General features: G+C 33.8%; 13 protein-coding genes and 1 pseudogene. 6 read left to right on the plus strand and 8 right to left on the minus strand.

Annotation, left to right across the window (positions count from 1 at the left end; translation table 11 throughout):
- Positions 1-16: 16 nt before the first annotated feature.
- Complete coding sequence (locus COI44_RS04795) at positions 17-703, minus strand: ArsR/SmtB family transcription factor (RefSeq protein WP_098426915.1); 687 nt, start codon at positions 701-703, stop codon at positions 17-19.
- Between the two features lie 100 nt (positions 704-803).
- On the opposite strand from COI44_RS04795, the gene COI44_RS04800 reads away from it, so the two are divergent.
- The 4 genes and pseudogenes from COI44_RS04800 to COI44_RS04815 all read left to right on the plus strand — a co-directional run bounded on the left by COI44_RS04800 (position 804) and on the right by COI44_RS04815 (position 5,336).
- A complete protein-coding gene (locus COI44_RS04800) occupies positions 804-1,415 on the plus strand; it encodes a flavin reductase family protein (RefSeq protein WP_098426916.1) in 612 nt (203 codons plus the stop codon).
- Between the two features lie 1,389 nt (positions 1,416-2,804).
- Positions 2,805-3,461 carry an SDR family NAD(P)-dependent oxidoreductase gene (locus tag COI44_RS04805; protein WP_286163783.1) on the plus strand — a complete coding sequence of 219 codons (657 nt, stop codon included), beginning with the start codon at positions 2,805-2,807 and terminating at the stop codon, positions 3,459-3,461.
- 405 nt (positions 3,462-3,866) lie between these two features.
- Entirely contained in the window at positions 3,867-4,883 is a 1,017-nt protein-coding gene (locus tag COI44_RS04810) for an aldo/keto reductase (RefSeq protein WP_098426918.1), read from the plus strand.
- A gap of 26 nt (positions 4,884-4,909) precedes the next feature.
- Positions 4,910-5,336, plus strand: a pseudogene (locus tag COI44_RS04815) (SRPBCC family protein).
- A gap of 155 nt (positions 5,337-5,491) precedes the next feature.
- Here COI44_RS04815 and COI44_RS04820 read toward each other — a convergent pair.
- From COI44_RS04820 to COI44_RS04850, 7 genes are all read right to left on the minus strand, one after another.
- Positions 5,492-5,788: an antibiotic biosynthesis monooxygenase family protein gene (locus COI44_RS04820; protein WP_098426919.1), complete on the minus strand. Its 297-nt coding sequence runs from the start codon at positions 5,786-5,788 to the stop codon at positions 5,492-5,494.
- A gap of 229 nt (positions 5,789-6,017) precedes the next feature.
- Positions 6,018-7,100 carry a histidinol-phosphate transaminase gene (gene hisC, locus COI44_RS04825; protein ID WP_098426920.1) on the minus strand — a complete coding sequence of 361 codons (1,083 nt, stop codon included), beginning with the start codon at positions 7,098-7,100 and terminating at the stop codon, positions 6,018-6,020.
- A 174-nt stretch (positions 7,101-7,274) separates the two neighbouring features.
- Positions 7,275-8,426 (minus strand): homogentisate 1,2-dioxygenase, encoded by a 1,152-nt coding sequence (locus tag COI44_RS04830; RefSeq protein ID WP_069034470.1) that lies wholly within the window; start codon positions 8,424-8,426, stop codon positions 7,275-7,277.
- A 10-nt stretch (positions 8,427-8,436) separates the two neighbouring features.
- A complete protein-coding gene (locus COI44_RS04835) occupies positions 8,437-9,333 on the minus strand; it encodes a fumarylacetoacetate hydrolase family protein (RefSeq protein WP_098426921.1) in 897 nt (298 codons plus the stop codon).
- A gap of 4 nt (positions 9,334-9,337) precedes the next feature.
- Entirely contained in the window at positions 9,338-9,949 is a 612-nt protein-coding gene (locus COI44_RS04840; RefSeq protein WP_098426922.1) for a flavin reductase family protein, read from the minus strand.
- Positions 9,950-9,961: 12 nt separating this feature from the next.
- The gene (gene hppD, locus COI44_RS04845; RefSeq protein ID WP_069034473.1) at positions 9,962-11,077 is read right to left on the minus strand and encodes a 4-hydroxyphenylpyruvate dioxygenase; all 1,116 of its coding nucleotides are present in this window, start codon (positions 11,075-11,077) and stop codon (positions 9,962-9,964) included.
- 333 nt (positions 11,078-11,410) lie between these two features.
- Positions 11,411-11,731, minus strand: a complete 321-nt coding sequence (locus tag COI44_RS04850) for a winged helix-turn-helix transcriptional regulator (RefSeq protein ID WP_098426923.1) — start codon at positions 11,729-11,731, stop codon at positions 11,411-11,413.
- Positions 11,732-12,068: 337 nt separating this feature from the next.
- Between COI44_RS04850 and COI44_RS04855 the strand changes: the two genes are divergently transcribed.
- The gene (locus tag COI44_RS04855; protein WP_098426924.1) at positions 12,069-12,605 is read left to right on the plus strand and encodes a flavodoxin family protein; all 537 of its coding nucleotides are present in this window, start codon (positions 12,069-12,071) and stop codon (positions 12,603-12,605) included.
- A 23-nt stretch (positions 12,606-12,628) separates the two neighbouring features.
- Positions 12,629-13,786 carry an iron-containing alcohol dehydrogenase gene (locus tag COI44_RS04860; RefSeq protein WP_098426925.1) on the plus strand — a complete coding sequence of 386 codons (1,158 nt, stop codon included), beginning with the start codon at positions 12,629-12,631 and terminating at the stop codon, positions 13,784-13,786.
- The last annotated feature ends 138 nt before the right edge of the window (positions 13,787-13,924 follow it).

The following is a 13,924-nucleotide window of genomic DNA, read 5'->3' on the forward strand; positions in this document are numbered from 1 at the left end:
AGATTTTCGTAATTAGTTAGATATCAAAAGAAAAGGTTTCTTTAAATCCTTTTTTTCCTTCAAAGGTTATTTTTATGGCTCTTGTTTTTGGCATACGTTGAATCCAATTCAATTCTAAAAATCTTTCTAGAAGAGCATTTCCCAATGCTCCACCAAGGTGGTATCGTCTTTCACTCCAATCTAAACATCTATGTGAAAATGATCGACGCCTCTTCTTAATTTTTTCAAGATCAATTTGAAAATCAGTAAAAAATCTCTCACCTTTTTCCGTAACAATAAATGCTTGCTTTTCTTCTTTTATAACTTCCAAATTAATTAAAGAATCAGTTAATAGTACCCCAAACTTACCAGCTGGATGATCGTAACACGTTCTTGCAAAACGTATTGCGGTATTTTCTGAAGCTTGTTTTAAAGACCTAATTTCAATTGGAGGGGCTATTGATAATAATGTCTCCAATATTTGAGCAACTTCCTGATTTCGAATACCGTAGTAACGATGTCTTCCTTGTTTTTCTACACTTACTAATTTTGCATCTACCAATTTTGCTAAATGAAAACTAGCCGTTTGTGGTTTTATCCCAGCCATATATGCCAGTTCGCTAGCAGGATGAAATCTACCATCTAAAAGGACAGTTAATATTGCTGCACGTGAAGTTTCACTTACAAGCGTAGCAACCACTGCTACATTAGGACTTGCATTCATTTTAATTCTCCTCCCATTATGTAATCCATATTTCGATAATAATTGAACTATTTATATTCTACAATAAATTTTGAAATACAAAATTATTAGGAGGAAAAAAATGAATCATTTTACAAATACAAAGTTGATTAGACCTAAAATTCTATACTATGGAACACCTGTGATTTTACTAAATACATTGAATGAGGATGGGACAGTCAATATTAGCCCTATGTCTTCCTCATGGGCTTTAGGAGACTGCATAATATTAGGAATTGGACTTGGCGGGAAAGCTATTGAAAATTTACAGCGACATCCTGAATGTGTAATCAATGTACCTAGCCCTTTGTTATGGGAGAATGTTGAATTTTTAGCCCCTTACACGGGAAAAAATCCTGTTCCTGATGCTAAGAAAAATATAGGATTTACATATGAAAAAGAAAAATACAATATCAGTAAATTAACTGCTACAGAGTCACAAACCGTAAAACCTACACGCATAACGGAATGCCCAATTCAAATCGAGGCAATTGTAAAACACATTCGTATCCCTGAACATTCACCTGATTTTGCAATTGTTGAGACACAAGTTTTACATGTACATGCTCATAATGAAATCATCATTGAAGAAAATCATATTGATCCAAATAAATGGAGTCCACTAATATATAATTTCCGTCATTATTTCGGTCTCGGAAATAAATTAGGTAAAACTTTTCGTTCGGAAATTTAGTAAAAAATTAAATATAAAAGGGAAAATTATACTATGTAATGCTTTTAGCAATATCTTTTAAGGATTCACCCCTCCTAGATAATCTTAAACAGAAGTTAGTTTAATCGCTAATGAATACTTAGTCAAAAAACTGCACCTCAAATTATTAGTTGAGTCTAACAATTTTGGGGTGCAGTTCATTACTTAGGTCATTTTACATAGTTTAATTTTTGATAAGTTGACGCGGAAGTTCACTTTAATAATATATGCTTATATAATTTGTTGAACTCTAACCACGTGTAAATATTACAAGCAATGTTATATTCCGTTTCTTTATTTGTAACAACACGGTATCCGACCACGTATTCATTTGTATCTTTTTGACGGTAAAAAGAATACGTTCTTTTTTTGCCATGTTCGATTTTAAATTGTGCATCTAATTCGCCAAACGTAACTTGTGAATTTCAACAATATTCCATTCCCATCAGGTGTTAGAAACCACTGTTTCTTTCTTTTGGCTACCAATAAAGTATTATGATACTTTTTTAGAGCTTTCAGTTCGTTGTCATGAAGATATTCCATGGTGTTTTAGAATCTCCTTTATTGAACGGTTTGGTTTAGTTCATTTTACCATGCTATTCTTTTAAAAAAAGTACAAAAAATGCCATGTTAATTGGAAAATTCCATCCTTATTAAGGGTAATAAGACGATAAATAATTTCAGATATCGTACATTTTTCTGCGTATTTAAACCCACTTTGGTTCTTAATTTACTCTTCTACATAATTTCATATAAGCTTCTTCATTAATTTCATTTGGGTAGGCTACTAGGCATACACCAAGTTTTGACCTTGAGCATAAATTTTATTAGTCTAATTTTCATAAGGAGTGAACTTAGAATTATGGAATATTTACGACAAACTGCACCATATTCCTCGAATCCCTTGGGTATTCAACATTGTTTGTACCGTTTCACGTATTTATGGCTTAGGAACGGAGACAATTTTTGGTTTTTTTTAACAACTGTAGGGGAATCAAGTGTTTATGGCTATAGGTTTTTCGGTGGAAGATGGAATTTTTACTCGGTTGCTTTAAGTGACATAGTTTCATTCCATTGTTCTCCTCCAACTCCTAAGCTATATTAAAAACTGCTTCTGGGCTTTCTCATAATATGAGTTCGTTTTTTTACTGCCCGATTCTTTAAAAGGAGTCAAACAGCATTGACTTGAATAAGAAAAACATAGGGAGATTTTACTCTTCCTATGTTTTCATTCAAATTACCAATTTTATAAAAAGCAGCAACTTGAAAAAATTCGTTCGGAGTATTTGAAAAAGAAGCAAAAACAAGGAGATAAGAATTGAAGAATTTACAAAGCGTTTTCTTGATTCTAATCGACCACTTGATCTATTAATTAATTGCGCTGGAATTATGGCTGTTCCTTTATTACGTAATGATTTAGGTTATGAATCACAGTTTGCTACTAATCACCTTGGACATTTTCATTTAGCCTCTCTCCTGTGGCCAGCACTAGTCAAAGCAAACGGGGCAAGAGTTGTTACACTTTCTTCAAGAGGCCATCGGATAAGTGATATAGATTTTATGGATATAAACTTTGAAAATCGTAAATATGACAAATGGAAAGCATACGGTCAATCAAAGACTGCTAACGCACTCTTTGCTTTAGAATTAGATAATAGAGGAAAAACATATGGTATTCGGTCCTTTTCAGTACATGCTGGGACAATTATTACCGATAAATCAAGGAATTTAACTGATGAAGAAATGCAGTCTATGGGTGCTCTAGACGCATCAGGTAGAAGAGTCTTAAATGAATATAATGATGAACGGAAAATAATTGAAGAAGGAGCAGCTACCATCGTTTGGTGTGCTACAAGTAAGCAATTAAACGGATTAGGTGGTCTTTATTGCGAAAATGTTGATATAGCAAAAGCTGTCTCAGGAAATGAAATAGGGCCAGGAGTTCGACCTTGGGCAAGTAGTGTGGAAAGTGCTAAGCGTCTATGGGAAATCAGTGAAAAATTATTAGCTATAAAATTTCCTAGTTAATAGAGGTTTTTTAAAATTCTCTATAAAGTGGACACATAAAAGAAAATTCTTTTTTAAGAGGAATTGGCTTCGGTACTAAAACCGGAGTCATTTTATTTATGTCCAATGTTGACGAGGACATTTTTTGATTTTTATCTGTTCTATTCCGTCACGGCACAAATATTATCTTGTAATAATGAACAATTACTACTTAGTTTATATGTAACTAAAAGGTGCCTATAGAACATACAAGTTACTATCGCACTTTAAAGTACGTTCTTCTTTTCTTTAAAAATTTATTACATAATAGCAACTGTAGAGAATAGTTTCTTTAGATGACAACGTTAATCACCTAATTACTACTCTCTAACAACATTATTTTAAATTTACTTCATGCCACATGAAGATATATATAGGAGGATTTATATGAAAGAGAATAACTTATTTCAAGGAAAACTAGGTTTTGGAACTGCCCCACTAGGAAATATGTTCCGTAACATCCCAGATGAAGAAGCATTCACGACTGTTGTTGCAGCTTGGGACAATGGGATTCGCTACTTTGATACAGCGCCACTTTATGGAGCAGGTCTAGCTGAAATCCGCCTTGGAGAAGTATTATCAAGATACAATCGTGATGATTATGTTTTAAGTACAAAAGTAGGACGTTTAATTCTTGATGAACTAGAAGACGTTTCTGCACGAGACTTAGGTGAAAAAGGTGGAGTTTTTGAATTTGGTCGTAAGAATAAAATTGTGAACGATTATAGTGCTGACGCAACTTTACGTTCAATCGAACAAAGTTTAAATCGTTTGAAAACCGATCGTTTAGACATTGTCTATGTTCATGATATTGCACAAGACTTTTATGGTGACGAGTGGATCGCACAGTTTGAAATTGCTCGCACTGGTGCTTTCCGTGTACTTTCTCAATTACGAGACGAAGGTGTTATTAAATCTTGGGGACTTGGTGTAAATAAAGTAGAACCGATCGAAATCGCATTAGAATTAGGTGAATACAAACCTGATGTTAGCTTATTAGCAGGTCGTTATACACTTCTAGATCATGATCGTGCGCTTCAACGATTAATGCCTGAAGCTGCTAAACAAAATGTTGATATTATCGTTGGTGGTCCATATAGCTCAGGTATTCTAGCTGGTGGAACTCACTTCGAATATCAAAAAGCGTCACCTGAAATTATCGCAAAAGTTGAGAAAATCAAAGGAATTGCACAAAGACATGGTATCAGTGTGAAAGCTGCAGCTCTTCAATTTTCATTATCAAATCCTGCAGTTGCAACTGTCATTCCAGGTGCAAGTAAACCAGAGCGAATTATAGAAGACCAAGCTGCATTAAATGAAATAATTCCAGCGACATTCTGGCATGAAATGAGAGAACAAAAACTAGTGTCAGAAAATGCACCACTACCAATCGACATTAAATAATAACTATATATTAGGAGCGATATAAAATGGCTAACACAATCGTTACAATGGAAATTCCTGCAAATCCTAAAAAAAGTATGGCAATTAATTGGCGGTTTCAATTCGTTACCAGATTGGTTACCAAATATCCCAAATAGTGAATTATTAGAAGGTGGACGTGTTCGCACTTCGGCAAATCCGGATGTAGATGCAATTGTTGAACGTCTTGAAGCATTCAATGATAAAGAGCGTTTTTATACTTACTCAATAATGAAAGCACCATTCCCAATTACAAACTATCAATCGACAATACGAGTTCAAGAGCATCCTGATCGTAATAAATCAATTGTTGAGTGGTCTGGCAGTTTTACTCCTGTGGATGTAACTGATGAAGAAGTGATCAATCTTTTCAATGGGATTTATAAAGATGGATTAGAAGCATTAAGACATGCATTTCAAGTTTTAGCAGTATAATAGTAAATAAAGAAAATCAAGGGGAATACCTATTCCCTTTGATTTTTTTACTTTAGTTTTTCAAATTGAACTTCTATGGAAGAAGGTTCAAAACTTCCATTCATTGTAGTGAATTATTGATTGGCTTACGCACCGCTTTAGTTTGAAGAAACCCTCTACAAAAGTTTCACCCTTTCAAAATGTTCCACAGTTGGAAAGGGGTCGTAAAAATGATGAAGTTGCTTTTTCCAATCTTGGTATTCACTAGATTGCCTAAAACCAATAGTATGGTCCTCCAATGTCTCCCACTGCACCAGTAAGAAATATTTCCCTTTTACTTCCATGCATCGTTGCAATTCATGTGACACATACCCTTTCATGGAAGAAATAATTTTTGATGCTCCTCGAAAAGCTTCTTCATATTGTTCTTCCATACCTTCTTTAACATATAGCAAAACAGCTTCCAAAATCATTTAATCACCCCAATTATTTTGATTTAAATTTATATTATTCGTCAAATTTCACTCTTCACCTATAAGTATCCTTATTACACTAAACTGTCATTTATTTGTATAAAATACCAATAATGTTCTTTAACAGCCCTCTTTAATAAAGTTTCACTCCTTCAACTAACCTATATTTCCGTTATATAAAGATAAAACAAAAAATCGTCATTTTTAAAAATGACGATTTTACTATTAATTAAATTGTAGAAGTATTTTTCGTTAATGCTGGCTTCAAATGTAAGATTAATCCTTCATTTTCAGCAGCAGTTCCGATTGTAATTCGAATTCCATTAGGGAATGCACGGATAATGTATCCTTTAGATTCTAGATCTTTAAAGATTTCTTGACTGTTTTCAAGTGGAACAAATATAAAGTTTGCTTGAGATGGATAGTATTCGATTCCATAACTGTTGAATAACTCTTCGTATTGTTCCATGCCTTTTTTATTTTGTTCAACACAGTTTTTAATAAACACTTGATCTTCAAGTGCTGCTATTGCTGCTACTTGAGATAGCATTGAAGTGTTGAATGGTAGTCTAGCGATATTTAATTCTTGAATTAATTTGCTATTTGCGATTCCGTAACCGATTCGGAATGATGCTAGGCCGTATGCTTTTGAAAATGTTCTTAATACGATTAGATTTTCAAATTTATTTAGTAATGGGATTGTATCAGGGAAATCTGATGCTGATACGTATTCAACGTAAGCTTCGTCAACAACTACAAAAGTAGTGCTTGGTACTTTTTCTAAAAACTCAACTAATTTGCGGCTTCCAATATATGTACCTGTTGGGTTATTTGGATTACAAATCCAAACAATTTTAGTATTCGCATCTACTTGTGCAAGCATAGAATCTAAATCATGTACACCTTTAACTAAAGGAACAGGTCTAACTTCAGCACCTTCAATAACTGCGTGATGAGCATATTGTGAAAAAGTTTGTGATGCTTGTACAATATTATGTTCTTTTGTGAGCAACGCTCGACTAATCATTTGAATAACTTCGTCAGCACCACTTCCGAATATTAATTGATCTGGCTGTATATTTAGGAAATTTGCTAGTTTCTTACTAATTTCTTCTGTCGCTCCATCTGGATAAATCGCAAACTTACTTACTACATTACGTAGTTCTTCAAAAACTTTAGGAGAACAACCGAATGGATTTTCATTTGATGCAAGTTTTACTACTTTGTCTAGACCATATTCACGCATGACTACTTCACTTGGTTTTCCTGGTGTGTATGCTTGAAGCGTCAAAATTTGTGGTTTCACGTACATGCTTATTTCTCCTTTTATTCAAAGTTTTGTATAATGTTGTCAGTTTATCATATTATTAAGCTGTTAATCTAGTGCTATTTTCAAGAATATTTCAAATTATCTAGTTCCATCATGCCTGCATGATCTTGAACATAGCTTGTTTAAAATTCAAATAAAAAGTAGAATCATAAGACTCTACTTTTCAATCCAACTACCCATATAAGCTGGATCTTCATATTGATGTGCTTCTTTTACTACATAAAGTGGTCTAAATGTATCAATCATTACTGCTAGTTCTAATGTTTCTTTCTTTCCAATACTACCTTCAGTTTTACCTGGATGTGGTCCATGTGGAATACCTGATGGATGTAATGTAATTGACTCTTGTTCGATTCCTTTTCTACTCATAAAGTTTCCTTCTACATAGTAAAGGACTTCATCACTGTTTACATTACTGTGTACATAAGGTGCCGGAATTGCTTCAGGATGATAATCATACATCCTTGGTACAAATGAGCACACTACAAAATTATGCCCTTCAAATGTTTGATGTACTGGTGGTGGCTGATGAATTCTTCCTGTAATCGGTTCGAAATCTTCAATATTAAATGCCCACGGATATAAATACCCATCCCAACCTACTACATCAAATGGATGATGTGTTAAGACATGTTTATAAAGGTTTCCTCTTGCTCTAGTTAGAACAGTGAATTCACCTTTTTCATCATATGTCTCAAGCGATTCTGGTCCTCTAAAATCACGTTCGCAAAATGGGCTATGCTCAAGCATTTGGCCATATTCATTGCGATAACGTCTTGGCGTTGTTAATTGGCTATTTGACTCAACAATTAAAAACTTCGTATCATCATTTGGAACTACTTTGTAAATTGTTCCAATAGGGATCATGATATAATCCCCTTTACGGTAAGTAATCGTTCCAAACATTGTTTGGATTTCACCTGAACCGTAATGGACAAAGAACATTTCATCTCCTTCACCATTTCGATAAAAATGTTTGCTTTCTTCCGTTACGTTTGCAACTGCAATTAACAGATCAGAGTTACCTAAAACGTATACTCTTCCTTCTAAAGCATCACCTGTACGCTCTAAATTGTTTGTACGAATATGGCGGTGCTGCAGGGATGTCTGTTCTTCAAATTCGATTTGAAGTGATTTATAAAATGATGTTTCACTAACAGATGTAGGCATATTGTTATGATATAAAATAGATTGAGTACCTGAAAATCCTTTTGTACCCATTACCTGCTCTCTGTATAATGATCCATCTTCTTTTCGAAATTGAATATGTCTTTTCTTTGGAATCTTACCTAGACTACGATAATACACACGCTTCCCCTCACTTTCTTACAGTATTTCGTAATGTACCTAAACCTGTAATGCTTAACTCAACAACGTCCCCATCTTCTAACCAGCGATGTTTTTCTTCACCAAGTTCTAAGATACAACCTGTTCCAACAGTTCCAGAGCCAATCACATCACCTGGATATAGCGTTACATTTTTTGAAGCATGAGAAATTAATTCTGGAACGGAATAATAAATTGAAGAAAAGTTACCACTAGAAATGACTTTTCCATTAACTGCAGCTGTCATCTTCAAATCATAGCTTTTACCGGTTCTAAAATTCTCAATTTCATCTTTTGTTACAATGCAAGGTCCTAAAGAAGTAGCAAAATCCTTACCTTTTGATGGACCTAGGCCAACCTTTACTTCATGTGCTTGAATATCTCTAGCACTCCAGTCATTCAAAATTGTATAGCCAAGAATATAATCATCGGCTTCTTCAACTGGGATATCTTTACCTTCTTTACCAATAATACAAGCGATTTCTAATTCAAAATCCATCTTTTTACAATTAGTTGGTATGTTGACATGATCTTCAGGTCCAATAACTGCTCGATGATTCGTAAAATAGAAAACTGGCACGTCATACCACTCAGGGATCATCTCTAGACCTCTTCTGCCGCGAGCAGTTCTCACATGCTCCTCAAAGGCATAAAAGTCACGAATACTTTGTGGTTTTGGTAGTGGTGCTCGCAATTGAACGGAAGAAAGTGGAATACTTTCTCCTGATATTTCTGCTATTTCATTTTTATATAAATCATAGTTTTCTAGAATGGTTAGTAAATCCGCTGGAATACGGCCATTACTAGCTTTATTAAGATCGATTACTTGATCTTCAACTAATAATCCTGCACGCTCATTACCATCATATTGAAAAGTTATAAATTTCATACCTTCACCTTTTTCTTTCAATTGCAAAAGTATCAGAAATAGCACGAGAGTAAGAATGGCCAGCAAGGCGACCAACTGGATTTAGCTTTTCAGTATTGATTTTGCCATCTGCATATAAATCATCATTTATATGCACATTAACGACTTTACCAATTACTAAACTTCCAGCACCTTTGTTTTCGCCAAAATGTAATAGCTCATGAAGCTCACATTCTAGTCCTACTAAACTTTCTTTTACTCGAGGAACTTGCACAGTTGTCCCATCCACTTTTGTAAGACCAACTTGTTCAAATTCATCTACTCCATACGGAAAATCTGCAGCAGCATTATTAACTTGTTCGCAAATTTCCTCACTTACAATATTAATAATGAATCGCTTCGTCAGTTCAATATTTTTTAATGTGTCTTTTTTCTCGCCGTCTGTACCTCGAATCATTGGTGCAAAGCACACTAACATCGGGTCAGCACAAATCGCTGTAAAGAAACTAAAAGGTGCAACATTCGCTACACCTTCTGAGTTTACAGTTGAAACAAAAGCAATCGGACGAGGCAACACTGAACCAATTAACAGCTTATAAGCATCTTGCCATGGTAAAGTATCCGGTCTAATTTCCATTGTTACAACTCCTTATAGATTTCCTCGAAGTTCTTGCTCACGCTCGATTGATTCGAATAATGCTTTAAAGTTACCATCACCGAATCCTCTAGCACCTTTACGTTGAATAATTTCAATAAATAAAGTTGGACGGTCAACGATTGGACGAGTGAAGATTTGTAATAAATACCCTTCATCATCACGGTCAACTAAAATCTTTAATTCTCTTAATTTCTCGATATCTTCATCAATTTTTCCAACGCGCTCTGTTAACATATCATAATACGTATCTGGTGTTTTTAAGAATTCCACACCAAGAGCTCTAAGTTTTGTAACTGTATCAACAATATCTTCAGTTAATAAAGCAATATGTTGTACGCCTGGTCCATTGTTATAATCTAAGTACTCTTGAATTTGTGATTTCTTTTTACCTTCAGCTGGTTCATTAATCGGGAATTTAATTCTGCTTCCATTTGTCATAACTTTTGACATTAATGCAGAATACTCAGTACTAATATCGTCATCATCAAAATGGATCATTGATTGGAATCCCATTACATTTTCATAATAAGAAACCCATTCTTCCATTCTTTCAACATTACCAACTACATGGTCTAATGCGATTAGTCCTGTTTCATTTACAGGAATTGTGAAAGCACGATCTTTATATCCTGGTAAGAAAGGACCATTGTAATCGCCTTTTTCGATTAATGTGTGGATTGTATCACCATAAGTTCCGATTACAGCTTTTTTAACTGTACCGTATTCATCACTAACTTCAGTTGGAGGTAAAATTTTAATTGCTCCACGGCTTACCGCACCCTGATACGCTGCTTCAATATCATCTACTAATAAAGCGATATCTTTAACACCATCGCCATGTTTTTTAATGAAGTCAGCAATTTTAGAATCTTCTTTTAAAGTTCCAGTAATTACTAGACGAATCGTACCATTTTTTAATACGTAAGAAACTTTATCACGTACTTTTGTTTCTAAACCAGAGTATGCTACTGGTGTAAACCCAAAAGTGTTTGCGAAGAAATAAGCTGTTTGTTTCGCGTTCCCTACATATAATTCTAAATGATGTACATCTGATACTGGAAAAACATCATAGCTAGTATTTGTTTGTTTTAATTCATCTTGTTTCATTTTAATTTCCCCCTATAAATTACGATTTTTGTAAAGAAAAGAAAAAACTATGTAAGAGCGTTAAGTAAACGCTTACAAAACAAATAAACCGCATAAAAAAAATTCTTAACAAGGATGACAATTCGCCAAGAATACCATTTAGAAATATATGGGAATTTCCCTAACGAACACACAACCTTTACTACTATATTAATGTAATCATCGTTTTATGAATCGATTTTACATATATATAGTAGTCTCTAAATAAATATTTCTACACTTCTTTTTAAATTCCTTCAAAAAATTTTCAATTAAATAAATTTTTTGTCGTTTCTTAATTTTATAACGATAGTATTAATTCGTTTTGCTTTTCTTTATATGATTTCCGCCCCATGCACATAAGAGATCCAAAATGGGCTTCATTGATTGACCGTATTCATTTAATTCGTATTCCACTTTAGGTGGTATTTGGTCATAAGCAATACGATTAATTAGTCCATCCGCTTCTAACTCTCTTAATTGCTGTGTTAACATTTTTTGAGTTATTTTAGGCATCAGTTTTCTAAGCTCATTTGTTCTTTTTTTACCAGTTTCTAAATGGCAAAGTATGATACATTTCCACTTTCCACCTATTACCTCAATGGCTGCTTCAATCGGCATATTATATTCTTTCATAGATCCTCCATCATTGCTAATTACTATTTAATTAAAATTAAAATTATTTTACTCAACTTTTTTAGTACAAATGAAAACTTCAAAATCATCATATATTGTGGATATTATAACTATTGTCCTATCAATGATTTTGCAGTCAACAGTAAAGGTTCATAAAATATAGCATACAAATAAATTATAGTTCAAATATTTATCAGTTATAAAAAACCTACACTTAGTTCTATAGACTTAGATGAACTCAAAAAATTTATAGGCACTTTTTAGTACGTACTTTATTTTAGGATCGTAATCATTCATAATTACAATCATAATTTATTCAAAAAGGAGTGGAAACAATATGTTTATCATTCATGGTAGTTCTAGGGAAAACGGAAATACAGAGCAGCTAACAAATCTCATTACAAAAGATGTTGTCAAGACGGAAGTGCAATTACGTCATAAAAATATTAAGGCGATTAACGACCAAAGACACGAGCCAAATGGCTTCCAACCAATTGATGATGATTACGAGGAAATTGTTAAAGAAATGCTAGAGCATGATACGATTATTTTTTCAACACCTTTATACTGGTATGGTATGAGTGGATACATGAAAAACTTTATTGATCGTTGGTCTCAAAGTCTTCGTAATAAAGATCTGCAGTTCGCTGAAAAAATGAAAAACAAAAAAATGTATGTCGTAATTGTTGGTGGTGATCAGCCAAAAATTAAAGCACTACCATTAATTTTACAATTTAAACATATATTCGAATTTGTTGGAGCAACATTTGAAGGGCATATTATTGGAACAGGAAATTCACCTGGAGCAATATTGGAAGATCAATTAGCCATTCAACAAGCCGTATTGCTAAACACAACACTAAAAAATAAGTAAGTACAACTAGAAGGAGCAAGACCTTGATTCCATTTTTACAACATAACCCAACTAAATTATGGTTTGGGAAAAATCAAATTGAGCAATTAGCAAATGAAGTACTAGATTATAAACGTATACTTGTCGTTTATGGTGGCGGTAGTATTAAAAAAAATGGCGTATTTGATGACGTAATGAAACAACTAAGTGGTAAAACGATTTATGAACTTTCTGGCGTTGAACCAAACCCGAGACTAACAACAGTGCAAAAAGGTATTCAAATTTGTAGAGATAAAAAAATTGATTTTATTTTAGCAGTAGGCGGTGGCAGCGTAATCGATTGTGTTAAAGCGATCGCAATTGGCGTTCCATTCGAAGGAGATGTGTGGGATCTTATTACTAGAAAATCCCAACCAACTAGTGCAACTCCTTTTGGTACTGTTTTAACTTTAGCTGCAACCGGATCAGAAATGAACTGCACATCAGTCATATCTAATATGGAAGTAAATGAAAAAAGAGGATGGAGTAACCCATTCGTTTTCCCTAAATTTTCAATATTAGATCCTTCTTATACATTCTCAGTACCAATAGATCAAACAATCTATGGAATTGTCGACATTATGTCACATGCATTAGAGCAATATTTCCACCGTGTTGGCAATACACCAATGATTGATCGCTTTATCGAAAGTTTATTAATTACTGTAATCGAAGCTGGTGGAAAACTTGTTAACGATTTAGAAAACTATGATTTACGTGAAACTATTATGTACGCTGGAACGACTGCCTTTAATGATACGTTATTAAACGGTACAGATGGTGGCGACTGGGCATCACACCAAATTGAACATGCAGTTTCTGCCATTTACGATATTCCACACGGTGGTGGGTTAGCGATTATATTCCCTAACTGGTTAAGTCACTGTTTAGACTATGATCCAAGCAGAATTAAAATGCTTGCAACAAATGTTTTTGGAATTTCTGAAGAAGGAAAAACAACAAAGCAAGTTGCAGAAGAAGGGATCCAAGCACTAAGAAGTTTTTGGAACTCAATCGGTGCACCGAACCGTTTAGCAGATTATCAAATTGACGACTCACGTTTAGACGAATTAGTAGAAAAATCCTTCGTAAAACCAGTAGTTGGCGGTTATAAAATTTTGGATAAAAAAAGTGCGAAAGATATTTTAGTACGCTCTCTATAATGATGGAAAGAACCTTGCATTAAGCTAGGTAGTTCAGATAATGTGGAGAAAATGTAAAATATCAGTATTAATAACTACCTAAATAGTTATATTATTGACAATTCAAATATAAGTAAATTTACGATTTAAAAACGCTTG

Source organism: Bacillus sp. AFS088145 (genome assembly GCF_002564465.1).
In the GTDB taxonomy this organism is placed as follows: domain Bacteria; phylum Bacillota; class Bacilli; order Bacillales; family Bacillaceae_G; genus Gottfriedia.